The following is an 18,099-nucleotide window of genomic DNA, read 5'->3' on the forward strand; positions in this document are numbered from 1 at the left end:
CTGAAGCCACTACAGGGTCAAGCGTTTGTCGAAGAGGTATTCATGAAAATTGGAGAGCTGGCCAAGTTTGCCGATTGCCAAGTTGAAACGGTTCGCTATTACGAGCGCGAGGGGCTGTTGCCGGCTCCGGCTCGCAGCGAGGGTAATTACCGCCTTTACAGCAGTGAGCACCTTGAGAGGCTTACGTTTATTCGTAATTGCCGAACACTGGACATGACCCTGGACGAGATCAGAAGCTTGTTGGCGCTGATGGATCGGCCAGAGGGGAACTGTGAGGGTGTGAATAGCTTAGTGGATGAGCACATCGAGCATGTGCAAGCGCGAGTGACCAGCCTGCTGGCACTGCAACAACAGCTGGTTGAGTTACGCCACCGTTGCGCCTCTGAGCGGGGTGTAGACGAGTGTGGAATTCTTCAGCGGCTGAACACCACTGGCGGAGTCAGTGCACTTCCAGATGATGGCCATACCCACGTTGGGAAAAGCCATCGCCACTAAACAATGCGCCACCACCTGCAGTACTCGGCACGAGACATTGCAGGCGGTGGTGCGGGTTCGTTTGTTTACAAACTGCAAGCGCTTATTTGCTTTGTTCGATTTCAGCTTTAACCAGATCAATCAGTGGCTGTGCACCAAAGCTCAGGAGCGGCTTGCCATTCACAAAGAACGTGGGCGTCTGGCGCACGGCAGCAGCTTGGGCATCCTGGGCGTCTGTTTTAAGCGTTTCGGTGATATCGGTAGCCATCATCTCTGCGCGGGCCTTTTCCACATCTAAGCCTGCAGCTTCAGCAGCCTCCCAGGCTTTGAGCACCTGAGGGTCACTGTGCCATTGCGGTTGAGCCGCGATGATTGCCTCCAGAACCGGCTCATAGACCCCCTGCTTACGCGCAGTTTCAAGGATTCTTGCCGCTGTTTCAGAGCCGTCATGGAAGAGGACGTAACGCAGCACCAAGCGCACATCTTTCGGGTTCTCAGCCAGGATCTGCTTAACCAGTGGAAAGAAGGCACGGCAGGCTTCGCAGGACGGATCGAAGAACTCAACAATGGTTACTGGCGCATTAGCGGCACCGATAACTGGCGAATGGAAGCGCACCAAGGAGCTGGTTGCCGGGGCCGCTGGCGGAGTTTCTTCGCTTGCCGAATATCGATCATAAACGAATGCCGCAGCAGCGAAGCCGAGCGCAGTAAGAATGCTGATGACGAGGACGATTGCACGTCTGCTCATAGGGAAGACCTCCGGCGGATGAGAACAAGAAGAACAGCGATAAGGGTGAATGCACCCAGCGAAAGCAGTGGCAGCGGTATGCTGCCGAAAATCATCATGTCAGCGCTGGAGCATGATGGTCCTGCACCACAGGGCTTGATGCTCTCCGGGATGATCCCGAGGTAGAGCAGGCTGTGGTAAAGCGCGATGAGCCAACCCACGACGGTAACTGGCAACGCATAGCGCCAGACGCCGAAATCTGAGATGTAGCAACCAGCGGCCAGAATCACGACCAGTGGGAACATGAATGCGCGCTGGAACCAGCAGAGAACGCAGGGTGTTTTCCCCATGACCTCGCCGATGAACAGCGCGGCTAAAGTTGAAACAAGCGCAATACCCCAGGCCATAAGTAGCAGGCCCCAGGGGTTGATAGCGCGAGTGTTTGTCTCTGCTTCCTTCATGGTTGATACCTGCCCTCGACTGAGGTGGATGGCGCGGAAACTAGCTTTGGCGCGATACCGCTTGTGGTGACGTCTTGAGCCCGTGCATCTGCCATGCCCATAACCATCAACGAGATGGCGAACAGCGATAAGAGCGCCGGGCGGCGTAGGTGCACGGACAGAGCCACGAACCCGCGAGGAGAAAGCGATTGCATAAGTTGATCCTGGATTGCAGTGGTCTTTGGCCGCAATGCGGTTTTGTCTAGATCACGCGTCTGGATCGTGGAGGGCGCTCAATCAGGTAGATAGGGCGAACTGGCGTAGCTTGATCCGAAATAGCCGCAAGTGCGTTGTTTTCTGCTTGGGCAGGCAGGGTAAGCAACGGCCCGAGGTAAGGGGTTTCATGCACATGGTCAGCAGTCACCGGCGAGTGCCGATGATCTTCACACCATGAGCAAGAGGGGGCTGTATCTGTGGACAAACTACTGTGCGTGGATTCGCTTTTGAATCCCGCTTGCGGCTCTGTACCCGTCAACAAGGAAGATGTATGCCAGACCATGACCAGCAGTAATGCCAGGCTCAGTGCAAGTACTGCTTGAGTTGTAATAGTACGGCTGGGCATCGTTGATGTCGGTAGGCATTAAGTGGGGGAGGGAGGTTTGATCCTAGCCTCATTGAAAATACGGTCGTCGTACGAATTGTCCCGCATGAGATCACTCTCAGGTGGGCGGCACAAGCACCATAGGCATCGCATAACCTTTTAAAAGGTGACGCGCCCAAAGGGCTAATTACACAGTGCACGGCGGCTGTTAACGATGGTTCCTTGCTGATTATATGGAGTGAGCAAGCAGGCTTTGAAGAAGGAAAACCCACACTAGCTGAGCGTGCGGATCAGGTGCAGTGCTACTAGATGACTAGGGTAGAACCAGTAGCCCCAGCGCTTGACCGGCCAGATCCTGAAATGGCGCGTTCGGCGCAGTAGCCATAGCCCAATTAAGGGCGCCGCGAACGCTGTGGCCAGGATCAGCAACGTATAGGGCTGCAACTCCCACTCCGCGAGCCAGCGGTTACGGCTGTTGGCCAGTACGCAAAGTGCGGCTGGCAATAGCCAAACCAGACCAGGGCGTTGCATGGCCAGCAACAATGCTGCCGGCAACAGCGCACCGAAAATCCCGTACATCAGGCGTTCTTGAATCAGCACTGCCAGGCTCACTCCGGCCAGAGCCAGAATAAGGCCATCGCGGCCACGATGGTGTGCGCCCCAGACGATAAGCAGGCCCAGCAGCAGCGAGGGCATTACATTGAGCGTGCTACTGTCGCTGGAAAGCAGGCGATAGGGCAACTCCGAGATCACGGCAAACGCAACCATCCAGCCCAAATAACGAACGTTGTCATCGGTGTACAGTGCTCCCGATTGCGAGCGCGCCACATTGGCTGCAATGCCCAGGCAGAACAGCGGGAACGCTAAACGACCGACGATAAACAGCCATTCGGCTTCAGGCCAAACGTAGCGCAAGTGATCCAGCAGCATCGTCAGCATCGCCAGCCACTTGATCAGATCCAGGTTGGCGTCGCGTGCATGCGGGCTCACCCGAACCACCCAAGCGTCAGCGCAGCCAGCAGCAGGTAGCGAGTGGCCTTGGCCAGCGTCACGACTAACAGGAAGCTCCAGAACGGTTCGCGCATGACACCGGCTACCACGGTAAGTGGATCACCAATGATCGGTACCCAACTGAGCAGCAGCGACCAGCGACCGAAGCGGTGATACGCCTGCTGGACCCTTTCCAGCTTGCCTTCGCTGACGGGAAACCAGCGCTTGTGCCGGTAGTGCTCGATGGAGCGACCCAGCAGCCAGTTCAGCACCGAGCCCAGCACATTGCCCGTGGTGGCCACCGCCAGTAGTGTCCATGCTGTATAGCGGTCAGTCAGCAGCAACCTGACCAGTACCGCCTCCGACTGCATGGGCAGCAGCGTGGCGGCACCGAAGGCTGTGAGGAACAGACCGAAATAACCGGATAACTCCCACATCGGCTAGGCGTTCAGGCCGATCCAACCGTGGAAACCGACGTAAATCCCCACGCCGATGATCAGCAAGCTGGACAGGTAAGGGGCGCGACGCGCTACAGCGCCAAGCCACGGCCAGCGACTGGAGGCTTGGCGAGCGCCGATAGCGGCGGCAGCGCCAACGGTGACCAGAGTGATGGCCAAACCAATGCTGAAGCACAACACCAGTACGGCTCCCAGCGCAACTTCCTTCACTTGCAGGCAGAGCAGCAGCACGGTGATTGCGGCCGGACACGGAATCAGCCCTCCCGTTAGGCCGAACATGATGATCTGACTGGTGGTGACGTTAAGGCTGCTGAAGCGTTTGCGGATGTCGTTGGCGTGCGCCCGTTCATGGGCATCTTGATAGCCCTCCAGCGACAGTTCCAGTTCCTCCTGCTCAGCATGCTCATGACCGTGGCTGTGCTCGCGGAACTCCAGGTCATAGTCGTGGGAATGACCGGTATGGCCCAGGCTAAGCCGTGCAGTGAAGTCATGGGGCTCAGGAATCTCGACCAGTGATTCCAGATAGCCTCCTCGGTCTACGAACCAGAATTGTTCGGTCTGGCCATCGGGCCGGGTAGCCAGCAGGCTCACTTCAATAGCCGACCAGGTATGGCCACTCAAGGACTTCAGCCGCCAGCGTGGTGGAACTCCTTCTTCAAAGATCGACAGCTCGATACACCCATGCCCGGTATCGATGCGATGGGTTTCATCGTGTTGGTGATGGTCATTGCCCTCCTCGAAGCGCCACATCTGCTCGCCACGCCAGGTGCGCCAGAGCATCCACAGGGCGATGGTGATAATGATGGCGGCGGACGCGAGCTGGAAATAAGGCTCGGTAGTTTCGGCATCTAAATTCTGCCCTAGGTACATGCCGCCCATGGCCACCAGCCAGACTACGGCGGTGTGCGAAAGCGTTGCGGCCAGTCCCAGCAGAATGGCCTGCTTCACCGTGCCACGAATGGCCACGATAAACGCCGCCATCATGGTCTTCGAGTGCCCAGGCTCCAAGCCGTGCAAAGCACCCAGCAGAATGGCGCTGGGGAAGTACAGCCAGGCCTGCGAGCCCCCCTGTTGCAGCAATTCGGCGAAACTCGACATGGGAGGGGCCTAGAGGTACTTGGTGATTTGCTTGAAGTCTTCGAGTGAAGCGCGCTCGCCTACCGCAAGTGCTTCGACTGTATGTTCCAGACAGTGGTCGATATGGTCTTGGATAAGCACACGCTTGGCCTGGCAGACGGCTTTTTCCACGGCATGTAGCTGCTGAGCAATGTCGACGCAGGCCCGGCTGTCTTCAATCATGGTGACGATGCTGCGCAGGTGGCCCTCCGCACGCTTCAACCTTTTGATGATGTCGCCATGACTTTGGTGCTGGTGGCCGTGTTCGTGATCGCTCATGCCTTGAGTCTCGTGCGTCGATGAATTACGCTCTCATGCTATCCCCCTGGGGGGGATATGGTCAAACCGGCTACCTCTCCATAAAAGCCACTCGCTTAGGCATCGAAAGAACCACAACATGCTCAGCAATCCCATTAGCACCAAGGTGATTTTTGCCCTTGCTCTCGCCATATTGCTGGCTTGGGCCGGGCATACCTCTGCGCTGTTTATGGGATCGAGCCAGCCTTCCTTGAGTGGAAATGACAGTGCTCATTCGCATGCGCATGGTGATGAGACGCAGGCCTGTGCTGCGTACGGGGATCACTGCCACTCGCCGCTGACAGCCGACCACTTGCATGAAACACCACACCTGACTGCGCTGCTGAGCATCAGCACGCTGCCAGAACGTGCGCAGCCGATACCCGCCCCTCGCTACTCCATTCCTCCAAGCCCGATCTTCCTGATCGAGCGGCCACCGCGCGCCACATTTGTGCTCTGACACAGGCCGCTGTGCGGCCCAAGACCCCTTTAATTTAGGACTCAACCATGCAATCGCTATCTATGGGCGCAATGGACGCATCTGTCGTGCGCCCGAATCGCTCGTTACTACTGTTGCTGCTGTTCACGGCATTGCTGTTTCTCGGCATGCCTGACGCACTGGCCCACGCTGTCGCCGAGGGCGACAAGGGCTTTATCCAGGAAAGCTCCGGGGTGATGGTGCTGCCGTTCATCTACATGGGCGCTAAGCACATGATCACCGGCTACGACCACCTGCTGTTCCTCTTCGGGGTGATCTTCTTTCTCTACCGCCTGAAGGACGTGGGGCTCTACGTCACCCTGTTCGCCCTGGGTCACACCGTGACGCTGCTATTGGGCGTACTGGCGGAAATCAACATCAGCTCCTATGTGATCGACGCCATCATCGGTTTCTCGGTGGTGTACAAGGCGCTGGATAACCTGGGCGCATTCCAGCGCTGGTTCGGCCATCAGCCGAACACCAAAGCGGCCACGCTGATTTTCGGCCTGCTGCATGGTTTTGGTCTGGCGACCAAGATTCAGGAATACGAGATCTCGGCAGATGGCCTGATCACCAACCTGATCGCCTTCAACGTCGGCGTCGAAATCGGTCAGCTCCTGGCCCTGGGCGCAATTTTGATTGTCATGGGCTACTGGCGACGTACCGCCAGCTTCTGGCGTCATGCCTACACCGCCAACGTCGCCATGATGAGCGCCGGTTTCCTCTTGATGGGTTACCAGCTCACCGGCCTGATCGTCTCTCAGTAAGGAATTCTCAGCATGTTCAATACCAAACTCCCGACCCAAAGCGAATTGCCGACCAGCCGCCAACTGCTGCGCTCCACTGTGATCGCCGTGGGTGTTGCCGCTGCCTTACTGGTCACCGTGGTGATGCCTTCGGAGTACGCCATCGACCCGACGGGCGTTGGTCGCGTACTCGGCCTGACCCAGATGGGCGAAATGAAGATAACCCTGGCCGAAGAAGCGGCAGCGGATGCATCGGTTCAGCCAGCGGCGGCTCCCGTAGCTCAAGCTCCTGTACCTGTTCAGCCAGTAGTTCAAGAGCCTGTTGCAGCAGCATCTGTGGCCGAACCAGTAGCTGAGCCGCAGCCAGCCCTGAAGTCTGACGAGATAACCGTCACCCTGAAGCCAGGTGAGGCCAGTGAAATCAAGCTGGAGATGCTGAACAAGGCCACGGTCAGCTACGAGTGGACGACCAATGGTGTTCCGGTCAACCACGACACCCATGGCGAACCCTACAACGGCCCAAAGGGCTACTACCACAGCTATAGCAAGGGTAAGCAGATCAAGGGCGACAAGGGTGAATTCACCGCCATCTTCGACGGTACACACGGCTGGTTCTGGCGCAACCGCAGCAACCGCGACGTGACCATCACGCTGAAGACCAAGGGCGATTACCTGAGCGTTAAACGCGTGATTTAAGACAGATAAGCCCCTTCGTCATATGGCGGAGGGGCTCACCTGAACATTCAGAGCTATAGCTCCTGTGGTTAGTAACTCTTTCGTTTACCCCGTCGACGCATCAACCAATAGGCGGCAGGCAACACCAGCATGGACAGCAGCGGGGCTGTGATCATGCCGCCAACCATAGGTGCGGCAATGCGTTTCATGACCTCTGAACCCGCTCCGCCGCCCCAGAGAATGGGCAACAGGCCGGCGATGATCACGGCCACCGTCATCACCTTGGGCCGCACACGCAGCACCGCGCCTTCGCGAATTGCCTCCAGTAGGGCCGGATCGTCGCTGCGCCCTGCATCCATACGTGCATGCCAGGCATTCTTCAGGTACAGCAGCATGATTACCCCGAACTCTGCCGAGACGCCGGCCAGGGCGATGAAGCCCACGCCGGTGGCCACCGACAGGTTGAAGCCGAACCAGTAGAGCAGCCAGATGCCGCCCGACAGGGCAAAGGGCAGGGTGGCCATGATCAGCAGGGCCTCGCCGAAGCGGCTGAAAGTCAGGTAGAGCAGCACGAAGATAATCAACAGAGTCGCCGGCACCACCCAGGCCAGCCGCGCATTGGCGCGCTCGAGGAATTCGAACTGACCGGAGTAGGAGACGGTCATGCCGGCGTCGAGTTGTACCCGCTCGGCGACGCGCTGCTGCAGCTCGCGCACGGTCGAGGCCAGGTCGCGCCCGCGGACATCGACATAGACCCAGCCGGACAGTCGCCCGTTCTCGCTGCGCAGCATCGGCGGCCCTTCGGTCAGACTAACCTGGGCGACGGTGCCCAAGGTGATCTGCTGGCCGGCTGGGGTGAGGATCGGCATACGCCGTAGTGCCTGCGGACTGTCTCGCCACTCCTTGGGATAGCGCAGGTTGATCGGGAAGCGGGCCAGTCCTTCAACCGTCTCGCCAATATTTCTGCCGCCGATTGCGCCCGATACCACCGTCTGCAGATCGGCGATGCTCAGGCCATAGCGCGCCGCGGCCAGTCGATCGATCTGGATATCCACATAGCGACCTCCGGTCAGGCGTTCTGCCAAGGCCGAACTCACCCCAGGCACCTCTTTGGCCACGGCCTCGATATCGCGCGTTATGCGCTCGATGTCGACCAAGGAGGTTCCGGACACTTTCACCCCAATGGGGCTCTTGATCCCCGTCGCCAGCATGTCGATGCGGTTGCGGATGGGCGGCACCCAGATATTGGACAGCCCGGGGACCTTCACCGCGCGGTCCAACTCCTCGACCAGCTTCTCCGGCGTCATCCCGGCTCGCCATTGCTCGCGCGGCTTGAACTGCACCGTGGTTTCGAACATTTCCAGCGGTGCTGGATCGGTGGCGGTCTCCGCACGCCCGGCCTTGCCGAATACCCGAGCCACTTCGGGCACCGTGAGGATCATCCTGTTGGTTTGCTGCAGCAACTGGGTTGCCTTGCTCGCCGGCAAGCCGGGCAGGGCCGAGGGCATGTACAACAGGTCGCCCTCGTCCATGGGCGGCAGAAACTCTCCTCCGAGTCTGCTGAGGGGCCAGAGACTGGACAAAAAGACCAGCAAGGCCAGCGCCAGGGTCACTTTTGGCCAAGCCAGCACCCACTCCAGTACCGGCCGGTATGCGCCGATCAGCCAGCGGTTCAAGGGGTTCTGTTGTTCGCTGGGGATATGCCCGCGAATCCAGTAGCCCATCAGCACCGGTACCAAGGTGACCGAGAGTCCGGCGGCAGCCGCCATGGCATAGGTCTTGGTGAAGGCCAGCGGGCCGAACAGGCGGCCTTCCTGGGCCTCCAGGGTGAAGACCGGGAGGAAGGACAGGGTGATGATCAGCAGGCTGAAGAACAGCGCCGGCCCGACCTCGACCGCGGCTTCGCCGATCACCCGCCAGTGCGCCTCGCCCTGTAGCTGCTCACCAGGGTGTCGAGCCTTCCAGGTTTCGATGTGCTTGTGCGCGTTCTCGATCATCACCACGGCGGCGTCGACCATGGCGCCGATGGCGATGGCGATCCCGCCGAGCGACATGATGTTGGCATTGACGCCCTGGTAGCGCATGACGATGAAGGCCATGAGGATGCCCAGGGGCAGGGTGATGATCGCGACCAGCGACGAGCGCAGGTGCCAGAGGAAGAGCAGGCAAACCAGGGCAACCACCGCGAACTCTTCCAGCAGCTTGTAGCTGAGGTTATCGATGGCGCGGTCGATCAATTGCGAACGGTCATAGGTGGTGACCACCTCGACGCCGGCCGGCAAGCTGCCCTTCAGGCTGTCCAGCTTGGTCTTCACCGCGGCGATGGTATCGCGGGCATTCTTTCCGGAGCGCAAGATGACCACGCCACCTACAACTTCACCCTGGCCATCCAGCTCGGCAATGCCACGACGCATCTCTGGCCCCAACTGAATGGTGGCCACCTGACCCAGCAGCACCGGAACTCCGCTGGCCGAAGCCCGCAGCGGCACATTGCGGAAATCCGCCAGGCTCTCTAGATAGCCTGAAGCCCGGACCATGTACTCGCGCTCTGCCAGCTCCAGGATGGCGCCGCCGGTTTCCTGATTGGCGCTCTTCAGCGCCGCTTCGACCTCCTGCTGAGTTACCCCATAAGCCACCAGCTTCTGGGGATCGAGCAGCACTTGGTATTGCTTGACCATGCCGCCGAGGGTGGCCACTTCGGCTACGTTGGGCAGGCTCTTGAGTTCGTACTTAAGGAACCAGTCCTGCAGTGCCCGCAGCTGGGCAAGATCATGCTGGCCGCTGCGGTCGACCAAGGCGTACTGGTAGATCCAGCCCACGCCGGTGGCATCCGGCCCAAGGGTGGTGGTAACACCCTCGGGCAGGCGTTCCTGCGCCTGGTTGAGGTACTCCAGCACCCGCGAGCGTGCCCAGTAGAGGTCGGTATCGTCCTCGAACAGCACATAAACGAAGGAGTCGCCGAAGAACGAGTAGCCGCGCACTGTCTTCGCCCCCGGCACCGAGAGCATGGTGGTGGCCAGCGGGTAGGTCACCTGGTTCTCGACAATCTGCGGTGCCTGCCCGGGGAAGCTTGTGCGGATGATGACCTGGGTGTCGGACAGATCCGGCAGTGCATCCAACGGCGTGTTGCGCAGCGACCAGATGCCCAGGGCGGTGATGAACAGGGTCGCCAGCAGCACCAGAAAGCGATTGCCGATAGACCAGTGGATCAGGCGTGCGATCATGGCTGGTCTCCTTCCTTGCTGAGCTGCTCGATCATCAGGCCGGAGTTTTTCTGGCGGGCGCCGATACGTACGTGATCTCCTGGCTTAAGTCCCACAGCTACTTCTGAGCTGACCAATGGAAAAGCCATGGTCATACCTGGCATATTCAGGCTCTCGAAGGGCCCGTGCTCCAGGGTGACTGACTCCGCGTCCAGAGCACGAATCACACCATGGGCCTCATGTAGTTCCTTCTTATTGTCCTGCTCGGCATGGCTGGCCATGACACCCTGTAGGCTGGCCTCCGAATCGATGAGGAACTGGCCGGAGGTAACGACCGCCTGACCCTCCTCAAGACCGGACAACACCTCCAGACGCCCATCAGCCTCGCGGCCCAAGGTTATTTCCAGGGGGCGGTAGCGCCCATCGCCTTCTACCAGCATCACCAACGCACGCTTCCCGGTGCGAATCACGGCTTCACTCGGCACAAGAAGCGTGGATTGTTCGACGGCACTGTTCAGGCGTACGGCGGCGAACATGCCGGGGCGCAACTTACCGGCAGGGTTGGGTAGCTCGCTGCGTACCGTGAGCGTGCGTGTTTGCGGATCGGCACTCGGCAGCAAGGCTATGACGCGGCCCAGCAGCGGTCGATCAGGAAAGGCCGTCAGGTTGGCGCGGATCTCGTCCCCGACCTGGATACTTCCGGCCATGGCCTCGGGTATCGCCGCATCGAGCCAGACACTGGATAGCCCGTTAATCAACGCCAGATCCTGCCCGGCTTCGACGGTCATCCCGGCGCGTACCTGCAAGGCTTGGAGCTCGCCGCTGATAGGTGTGGTGAGGGTTTGCACCGCCCGTGGTTTGCCGCTGCGGCGGACCTGCTCGATCAACGTTTGAGGCATGCCAAGCAGGCGCAGGCGCTCTTGGGCCGCACTTATCAAGCGAGTGTCAGCGGTACGCAGTACCGCCAGGAACTCCAACTGCGCGGCGGACCATTCGGGAATCAGCAGGTCGACCAGGGGGGCTCCGGCAGGCAGCACATCGCCCGGGGCGCGACCGTAAACCCGCTCGACGAATCCGCCGGCGCGGGCCTGGAGGTTCGCCACTTCTCGCTGGTTATAGGCCAGGGAACCCACCGCCTCGATATCCGAGGGCAGTACACCTCGGATCACCATCGAGGTTCGCATTCCGAGGTTCTGCACGGCTTGAGCGGGGATGCTCAGGACAGACGGATCCTGCTCGGATCCTGCGTATTTAGGGACAAGTTCCATATCCATGAAAGGTGACTTGCCCGGTTTATCGAAGCGCTGCTCAGGCTGCATAGGGTCGTACCAATAGAGCACCTTGCGCTCTTCCGTCGGTGCGGAGCTAGGCAGTAGCTCGTGTTTGGCTTGCCGCTGGGCCAGCCAGTAGCCACCGCCCGCCGCGCCAATGCCCACGGTCAGCACGGCGACCGCAAAACCAAATGTCGATATCTTCATTTCAGGCCCTCCACATAGGCGTAGTACAGGCTTGCGGAGAGCTGGCTCAACTTGCGCTGCTGTTCAATCTGCCGCAGCTGCGCCTCAATCAGGTCGCGCTGGGCAGTAATAACGGATGTGAGCTGGCTGTTACCGGCTTGGTAGGCGGCCAGTTCGAGATCGGCCCGTTTGCTTGCAAGCGGGATCAAGGTTTTTTCGGTGCGTGACAAGGTCCTGCGCAGTTGCTCAAGCTCGGCAATACCGCCTTCCAGCTCAGCCTGATGGGCGCGCAGTAATGCTTCCTGCTCGGCTTCCATCTGCGACACGCTTTGTTGTCTGGCGTTGATCTTGGGCCCCTGACGTGTGCCTACGAACAACGGCAGGTCGAACGTGAATTGCACCATCACCATATCGCCGAACTGGTTGTCGCGATTGTTGTAGGCAAACTCAACACCCCAGTCGGGGGTCTTCTCGGCGATGGCCTCGTTCAGCTCGGCGCTAGCCTCGCCGACTCGGGCGGAGGCAGCGCGCAACTCAGGGTGTGAGGCAATGCGTTGCTGCAGGTGCGGTGCCACCAGGTTCAGATTGGGAACACCTCCTTGCAAAGGCTGGTCAGCCTCGTTGCCTATCCAGCGGCGCAGCTTGGCACGAGCTACTGCCACATCGCGATTCAGTTCATCTCGCCGATCTTGTAACGCCAAAGCTTCCTGGTCGGCCTGCAACAGCTCGCCAGGCTGAGCACTACCGCCGGCAATTAGCGATTGCACGGTCGAGCGGAGCATCTCGATCTGACGGTCCAGTTGATCGAAGAGGCCAACACTGCGTTCGGCGTAGTACACGTCCAGCCAGCTCACTGCCGTCTGGCGCTTGATTTCCAACTGCATGGCACGCTGCTCGGCCTCGGCCCGCGTCATGGAGGCTTCGGCCAGTTGGCGACGGGCCAGACGCTTGTCGCCGTTTGGTACCTCCTGCATGAGTCCAATGCGGCGCATGGTCATGGAGTCACGATTAAGTGTGTAACGGTCAGGGCCTTCGATCGGCAGGTTGTCGATGCCTATAATCAGCTTGGGATCGGGCAAGGCGTCTGCGGGCCCTACAGCCTGCTGTGCCGATGCCACCTGCGCCTGGCGCGCGAGGTTCTCAGGGGCACTCTGTTCGGCCAGAGTTTGGGCTCGTTCGAAGGTTAGGGGCTGTGCCTGCGCGGCAAGCCAGGGAGCTGCCCAGAATGCGGCAGCCAACACGCCGAGATAGCCACGGCGTGGAAAAAGGAAAGCGGACATGCTTTCGCCTCCAATGCGATTGATCGAGGTCGCAGCTACGAAACGTGGTCGCGACGATGCGCCTGACTGTAAGGCGCGGGATGATCACGGCATTAGACGAAACGAGGAGGGCGCCAGAGTCCTGCGGGCTCTCGCTTAATCACCGACTGGGTCAGCAATATCTCGGGGCGTGAGGGGAGAGGGGATATGCTCTTGATCACGGTGGTCTGGAGAAGTCCTCCGGTCTTGCATTCCTGGCCGGATTTGCAGGGGGACTTATTGGCCACCCCATCAGACGTGTCCATTTGCTCGCAGCACGGAGCATCGACCATTGCATGGCCCTGATGATCGGCGCTCTGCATCGGGCAAGGTTGTGCCGGCATGCTGAAAGCCACACCGCCGAAGGTCGGCAGCACGAGGCTAGCAATCATTAGCAGGATCAATCCAATCCGACGCACAGCAATTCACCAGGCGGGGCAATAGGCCGACGATAGCAGATTGCCCCCGAGCCATGAATGCTCCTTTTGACGATAACAGCACTTCGTTGATTTGGATCAAATAGAGTGTCTAGTCTCACAGGGCGAGCTGATTTTGTAGCGGGTGAGATTTCAATCGAGCAAGCGATAGAGTTCAGGCCAAAGAGGATTCTATAATCACTCTATAATTAACTACATGGATCAGCGTATTATTTTTGGATAATTTGGATAATTTAATTCCGAAATTGTATTGATTGTTAAAGGCTCTGTAATTGCTTTGTTTTATCTATAGCGCCCTTCGTGTTTGCTGGGCTTTCTGCTTATTTATTTTGCGGCGGGAGTATTATTATTTTATTGATAACTATTAAACTTATCTAGCATGGTGCGGGTGTTAGGGGTGGAGGGTGTATTAAATATTTAATAATGGCATATGTGTTATGAGTCAAATTAACTGGAGTCATAACCATGGTCAACGATATCGCTACAACCCAGCACTCCCCACTACGTCATCCCGATAATACCAATCTTCATTTGCACTACGGGGAGACCTTTGAAGGTTTTCCTATCCAGGCAGAAGTAGGCCCCTTTGCTCTGGAATACCTTTATGAACTCAAACATACCATCGACTTAGCCATGGCTGAGTACCCTAGAGTACTTGCCTTCAGAGTAGATCTTTATGTGCCTAATGGTATCGAGCTACCCGAGTACGCCTATACGAACAAGGTCATAAGCAAGTTCTTCGAATCGTTTACGAAGAAGATCCAGTACCACCAGGAGCGCGTGGCTGAGCGTGGTTACTCGCGTGGTTGCAAAGTACGATACGTCTGGTCGAAAGAGATCGGTCAGAGAGGTCGTCGCCATTACCACCTACTGATTCTTTTGAACCGTGATGCCTATTACAGGCTAGGCCGGATAGGTTCTGAACGGATTAACATGTTCAGACGGATTGAAGAGTCTTGGGCCAGTGTACTTGGATTATCAGCTGATCAGGTTAGGGGGCTGGTCCATAGGCCAAAGAATCCTGAGTACTTTATCAATCGAGAAATTCGTCGAGACGAGTTCGATGAGCTGCCTGAGCTGTTCTGCCGAGCCAGTTACCTGTGTAAGAAAGCGACCAAGCACTACGGGGATCGCCAGCGGAGTTTCGAGACCAGTCGGGGGTAGGGAGCAGTCCGCGCAAGCCGCATGGGCTCACAGCTGAATGGGAGGCTTCAGGGCAATCAGTTCTCCAAGATGGCGGCGGTTCAAAATTGGACGCCTCGTGCCATTTGGAAGATTGCCCATGGGGATGCCTTGCTATGCTATGCACCTTAAGACCAAAATAAAGACCTAAAAAAGGAGCTATGGTATGCAGAGTGTTTTGGCTGACGTTGCAGTGAGCGTTTCTGAGCTGAAGAAAAACCCCACCGGTGTTATGGCTGGTGCTGGTGGCATGCCGGTCGCCGTTCTCAATCATAACCGCGTGATGGGGTACATGGTGCCAGCCGAGCTGTACGAGCAGATGCTGGACCGTCTGGACGATCTGGATCTGATCGATGTCGTTAATGCACGCTCCGGTGAGAAGGGTGTGCCGGTGAACCTGGATGACCTATAAGCTCGAGTTCCTGCCCTCAGCGCTGAAGGAATGGGAGAAGCTGGGTCATACAGTGCGTGAGCAGGCAAAGAAAAAACTGCGTGAGCGGCTGGAAGCACCAAAGGTACAGGCTGATGCCCTCAGGGATCTGCCTGGGCACTACAAGATCAAGCTCCGAACAGCAGGCTATCGATTGGTCTATCGGGTCGAAGATGATCGTGTGGTTGTGATGGTGGTCGCAGTGGGCAAGCGTGAACGAAGTGCAGCTTACAAGGCAGCAGGTAAGCGTTAGCTACCAGGGCAAAAGAAAAAGTGAGAGCCATTGCAGGCAGTCTTTCGACTACCTACGCTGGCTCACCGTTCAAGGGTTCATTCTTACTTTCTGCTTCCGGTAGATCCAGCACGCCAACACCACGGCAATCAGCAATGGTGGAAAGCGCACCATCAGAATCACCAGCAGCAATATCGCCAGACAACCGGCCAAGATCCCGGCAAACATGAATGCCGAGGCAACAGTCCGTAACAGCAGTTTCATTGGCATCTCCTTACAGGTAGCCGCGCTCAGCCAACGACACACAATCCTCCTGGCCTACCACAACGTGATCGAGCGTTCTGACTCCGACCAGGTTGAGCGCGTCCTGCAGTTTCGTGGTGAGGTTTCGATCCGCCATGCTGGGTTCTGGGTCACCCGAAGGGTGGTTGTGCACCAGGATCAGGGCGGCGGCGTTGTGCTCCAGGGCGAGCTTCACGACCTCCCTGGGATACACGCTGGCTCCATCAAGAGTCCCCCTGAACAGCTCCTCGAACGCAATCACCCGGTGCCTGCTATCGAGCATGAGCAGGGCGAACACCTCGTGCTCATAGTCAGCCAGCAGCGCCTGTAGGTGACTGAACACCTCCTTAGGCGACGTCAGGGCACGTCCCTTGCGCAGACGCAGGCTGGCCAGTTGCCTGGCCATCAGCAGGATGTCGTTTTCCGTCACCGGGGACTCGACTAAGTAGGTGCCGGCCGTGTCACTGGCTTTCAGCTTGTGCAGGTGCATGGCGGCCTCCTTGGTCTTGGTCTGTGGGTGGGGTGTGACGAGCAGCCTGTGCATCGAGCTTTTCAGCCAGGCTGGGTTTGGTGGGGTTGAGTTGGGAAATTGTTGCTGCAGCAGGAGCTTCACCCTCGGGGTAGAACTCTTCCACGATGGCGCTGGCATCCTCCTCGCTGTCCTCGAAGGCTCCGTTGCCGAAGCCGCGTCGTGCAGCCTCATCCAACGCTGCTTGATTGAAGCCGGCAGCTTGCCGCCGCGAATCGAGTTCACTGGCGGACACCAGTGCTTCAGACATGTCCATGCCACCACGTACCGTCAGATCGGCGTAGAAGATCGGCGTGCCATGGCTCTGGCGAGTCGACTTACCACGTAGACGTAGTTCCAGTGGCAGGCAGGCCAGGCGGTTGCCCGAGATGGCCTGGAAGTAATGCAGGCGAGCGGCGAGGGTGCGGATGCTGTTGAAGCCGGTGGTGCGGAACACGAAGCTGCCCAGCGGATCCTCATCGCCAATGACCACGTTCAGTCGGCCGTAGGGCTTGCAGGCACCGCCTTTGGCCAGCGGACAGGCATCCGGCGAAGGGCAGGGCAACGACTGCATACCGTCCTGAGTGACCCGCTTGCAGGTCTCGCCATTGCCGACGCAGACCGGGCGTCCGGATTGTCGGTCGAACAGCGTGTAGTCTGCTCGGAAATTGAGCTCCGGTTCGTTAAACAACAGGCGTACCGGAATGCTACGCAGCTTGTCGTCCTTGCCCTGACGTAGCTCGTCATTGAGCGGGTGCAGCAGCCAGCCGTCCTTACCCTGCACCTGGGAGGTGATGGTGAATTGGTCATCCTTCTCCGGCAGCCGTTTGCCGTTCTTCTCGATGACCTTACCGATGGAAATCCGCCCGAGTACCGGTGGAGTGATAGCCAGACCTTTGAGCATGGTAATTCTCCTGGAAATGAAAAAAGGCCAGCCACGCAGCGCGAACTGCATGGACTGGCCAAGGGGAGGGAAGGGATGAATGAGGTTGGTTTCAGCCGACCAGGAAGCGCCGTGCACCCGGCTTCAGCAGTGGGTACTTGGCCTGCAGGTGCGGCTTGTCTTTGAGCAGCTGTGCGACATCGAAGCCGATGCTGTCCTTGGCCTTGCGCCAGCTGACGTAGCCGCTGGAGAATTCCGCCCGACTGGCATCTCCCATGGCCTGCTGCAGCATCTGCTTGAGCTCGGCCTCGCGCTTCTCCTTGTCGGCAATCGACTGACGCACGGCTTTCAGCTCGATGTAAGCCGCTGACAGACCAGCATGCTGGCTGAGGTCGATGACCTGGCCGTTGTCCTCCGGGTAGAGGCAACGCAGGGCTGATTCAGCGGAGGCGGTGCCATCGGCCGGCGGTGGGGTGTCGGTTTCCACGTACTGCCAGAACTTTCGCTCCAGCTCGATCAGCCGAGCGATCATCTGCTCATCTCGCTCGATGCGATGAATCTCCAGCATCTGGCCACCCAGCAGTACCGCCACATCCGCCGCCTGCTTGCCCGTGACGGCGAGCTGGTGCATCACCTGCAGCTGCACATACTCAGGCACGCCCTCTTTCCAGAGGCGTGCCCCGTTTATGCCGGCTGTCTTGCACTCGAGAATCTGCACATCGTCGGCCCCGATCACCTCGCGGTCGATGTTGGCCAGCATCCAGGGCAATTCCGGATCCGGATGCTGCAGCACGGCATTGATGCGACGTACCTTGTTCTTCGTACGCTTGCTGTAGTGCCAGGCCACGATGGGCTCCAGGACGTTGCCCCAGTACATCGGGCTTTCCTCATCCTGAGGATCAGCCTTGGGCATGCCAGCATCGCGACCGGTCTTCTCGATCCAGAGTTCCAGCTGCGACTTGTAGGGGTTGAGTCCTACGGCTGCGGCAGCATCCGAACTGCCGATGCCTTGCTTGCGGATCTGCAGCCAGTCTTCGCGCGGCAGCTCCTTGGTGCTGACCAGACGCAGGGCGGGGCGGGATTTGCTGGTGCTGCGATTCAATGAAGTGGCTTTCATAGCGTTCACCTTGCAGAAATAGAAACGCCCGACCTGCAACGAAGCGGGTCGGGCGTTATGGGTTGGAG

20 protein-coding genes are annotated in these 18,099 nt (G+C 58.6%); 7 read left to right on the forward strand and 13 right to left on the reverse strand.

The window, feature by feature from the left end; all coding sequences use genetic code 11:
• Positions 1 to 42 precede the first annotated feature (42 nt).
• Positions 43 to 495 carry a Cd(II)/Pb(II)-responsive transcriptional regulator gene (gene cadR, locus QMX85_RS09740; RefSeq protein WP_282340432.1) on the forward strand — a complete coding sequence of 151 codons (453 nt, stop codon included), beginning with the start codon at positions 43 to 45 and terminating at the stop codon, positions 493 to 495.
• Between the two features lie 82 nt (positions 496 to 577).
• Here cadR and QMX85_RS09745 read toward each other — a convergent pair whose 3' ends face one another.
• From QMX85_RS09745 to mreA, 6 genes are all read right to left on the reverse strand, one after another.
• Positions 578 to 1,222 (reverse strand): thioredoxin domain-containing protein, encoded by a 645-nt coding sequence (locus tag QMX85_RS09745; protein WP_282340351.1) that lies wholly within the window; start codon positions 1,220 to 1,222, stop codon positions 578 to 580.
• Positions 1,219 to 1,662 carry a disulfide bond formation protein B gene (locus tag QMX85_RS09750; protein WP_137821415.1) on the reverse strand — a complete coding sequence of 148 codons (444 nt, stop codon included), beginning with the start codon at positions 1,660 to 1,662 and terminating at the stop codon, positions 1,219 to 1,221. Before QMX85_RS09750 ends, QMX85_RS09745 begins: the two co-directional genes overlap by 4 nt.
• A gap of 853 nt (positions 1,663 to 2,515) precedes the next feature.
• The gene (locus QMX85_RS09755; RefSeq protein WP_282340359.1) at positions 2,516 to 3,232 is read right to left on the reverse strand and encodes a TraX family protein; all 717 of its coding nucleotides are present in this window, start codon (positions 3,230 to 3,232) and stop codon (positions 2,516 to 2,518) included.
• Positions 3,229 to 3,669, reverse strand: coding sequence for a YqaA family protein (locus QMX85_RS09760; RefSeq protein ID WP_137821414.1), 441 nt, complete (start codon positions 3,667 to 3,669; stop codon positions 3,229 to 3,231). Before QMX85_RS09760 ends, QMX85_RS09755 begins: the two co-directional genes overlap by 4 nt.
• Before the next feature lie 3 nt (positions 3,670 to 3,672).
• Positions 3,673 to 4,788, reverse strand: a complete 1,116-nt coding sequence (locus QMX85_RS09765) for a nickel/cobalt efflux transporter (RefSeq protein WP_282340361.1) — start codon at positions 4,786 to 4,788, stop codon at positions 3,673 to 3,675.
• 9 nt (positions 4,789 to 4,797) lie between these two features.
• Positions 4,798 to 5,085 (reverse strand): metal-sensing transcriptional repressor MreA, encoded by a 288-nt coding sequence (mreA, locus tag QMX85_RS09770; RefSeq protein WP_042924893.1) that lies wholly within the window; start codon positions 5,083 to 5,085, stop codon positions 4,798 to 4,800.
• Positions 5,086 to 5,203: 118 nt separating this feature from the next.
• On the opposite strand from mreA, the gene QMX85_RS09775 reads away from it, so the two are divergent.
• From QMX85_RS09775 to QMX85_RS09785, 3 genes are read left to right on the forward strand one after another with little or no spacing between them, the layout of a single operon-like run.
• The gene (locus QMX85_RS09775) at positions 5,204 to 5,563 is read left to right on the forward strand and encodes a hypothetical protein (RefSeq protein ID WP_282340372.1); all 360 of its coding nucleotides are present in this window, start codon (positions 5,204 to 5,206) and stop codon (positions 5,561 to 5,563) included.
• Positions 5,564 to 5,610: 47 nt separating this feature from the next.
• Entirely contained in the window at positions 5,611 to 6,348 is a 738-nt protein-coding gene (locus QMX85_RS09780) for a HupE/UreJ family protein (protein WP_137821411.1), read from the forward strand.
• Between the two features lie 12 nt (positions 6,349 to 6,360).
• A complete protein-coding gene (locus QMX85_RS09785; RefSeq protein WP_137821410.1) occupies positions 6,361 to 7,023 on the forward strand; it encodes a transmembrane anchor protein in 663 nt (220 codons plus the stop codon).
• A 68-nt stretch (positions 7,024 to 7,091) separates the two neighbouring features.
• On the opposite strand, the gene QMX85_RS09790 is transcribed toward QMX85_RS09785, so the two are convergent.
• Genes QMX85_RS09790 through QMX85_RS09800 form a run of 3 tightly spaced genes read right to left on the reverse strand, consistent with a single transcriptional unit; the run spans position 7,092 to position 12,942 of the window.
• Positions 7,092 to 10,226 carry an efflux RND transporter permease subunit gene (locus tag QMX85_RS09790; protein ID WP_282340376.1) on the reverse strand — a complete coding sequence of 1,045 codons (3,135 nt, stop codon included), beginning with the start codon at positions 10,224 to 10,226 and terminating at the stop codon, positions 7,092 to 7,094.
• Positions 10,223 to 11,683 carry an efflux RND transporter periplasmic adaptor subunit gene (locus QMX85_RS09795; RefSeq protein WP_282340378.1) on the reverse strand — a complete coding sequence of 487 codons (1,461 nt, stop codon included), beginning with the start codon at positions 11,681 to 11,683 and terminating at the stop codon, positions 10,223 to 10,225. Before QMX85_RS09795 ends, QMX85_RS09790 begins: the two co-directional genes overlap by 4 nt.
• Complete coding sequence (locus QMX85_RS09800) at positions 11,680 to 12,942, reverse strand: TolC family protein (RefSeq protein WP_084342320.1); 1,263 nt, start codon at positions 12,940 to 12,942, stop codon at positions 11,680 to 11,682. The genes QMX85_RS09795 and QMX85_RS09800 overlap by 4 nt, the downstream gene beginning before the upstream one ends.
• 920 nt (positions 12,943 to 13,862) lie before the next feature.
• Between QMX85_RS09800 and QMX85_RS09805 the strand changes: the two genes are divergently transcribed.
• The 3 genes from QMX85_RS09805 (at position 13,863) to QMX85_RS09815 (ending at position 15,262) form a co-directional block, all read left to right on the forward strand.
• Positions 13,863 to 14,561, forward strand: coding sequence for an inovirus Gp2 family protein (locus QMX85_RS09805; RefSeq protein ID WP_126190458.1), 699 nt, complete (start codon positions 13,863 to 13,865; stop codon positions 14,559 to 14,561).
• A gap of 184 nt (positions 14,562 to 14,745) precedes the next feature.
• Positions 14,746 to 14,991, forward strand: a complete 246-nt coding sequence (locus QMX85_RS09810; RefSeq protein WP_033942931.1) for a type II toxin-antitoxin system Phd/YefM family antitoxin — start codon at positions 14,746 to 14,748, stop codon at positions 14,989 to 14,991.
• Positions 14,981 to 15,262, forward strand: a complete 282-nt coding sequence (locus tag QMX85_RS09815; RefSeq protein ID WP_125861722.1) for a type II toxin-antitoxin system RelE/ParE family toxin — start codon at positions 14,981 to 14,983, stop codon at positions 15,260 to 15,262. The genes QMX85_RS09810 and QMX85_RS09815 overlap by 11 nt, the downstream gene beginning before the upstream one ends.
• A gap of 69 nt (positions 15,263 to 15,331) precedes the next feature.
• Here the strand turns inward: QMX85_RS09815 and QMX85_RS09820 are convergent, their stop codons facing one another.
• The 4 genes from QMX85_RS09820 to QMX85_RS09835 all read right to left on the reverse strand — a co-directional run bounded on the left by QMX85_RS09820 (position 15,332) and on the right by QMX85_RS09835 (position 18,031).
• Entirely contained in the window at positions 15,332 to 15,505 is a 174-nt protein-coding gene (locus QMX85_RS09820) for a hypothetical protein (RefSeq protein ID WP_165362587.1), read from the reverse strand.
• A gap of 10 nt (positions 15,506 to 15,515) precedes the next feature.
• Positions 15,516 to 16,013: a DNA repair protein RadC gene (gene radC / locus QMX85_RS09825; RefSeq protein WP_034019467.1), complete on the reverse strand. Its 498-nt coding sequence runs from the start codon at positions 16,011 to 16,013 to the stop codon at positions 15,516 to 15,518.
• Positions 15,985 to 16,935, reverse strand: coding sequence for a hypothetical protein (locus tag QMX85_RS09830; RefSeq protein ID WP_034019468.1), 951 nt, complete (start codon positions 16,933 to 16,935; stop codon positions 15,985 to 15,987). The genes radC and QMX85_RS09830 overlap by 29 nt, the downstream gene beginning before the upstream one ends.
• Before the next feature lie 91 nt (positions 16,936 to 17,026).
• Entirely contained in the window at positions 17,027 to 18,031 is a 1,005-nt protein-coding gene (locus QMX85_RS09835) for a lambda-exonuclease family protein (RefSeq protein WP_282340394.1), read from the reverse strand.
• Positions 18,032 to 18,099 lie beyond the last annotated feature (68 nt).

It is taken from the genome of Pseudomonas sp. PS02288 (assembly GCF_029959715.1).
Lineage (GTDB): Bacteria > Pseudomonadota > Gammaproteobacteria > Pseudomonadales > Pseudomonadaceae > Pseudomonas_O > Pseudomonas_O kuykendallii.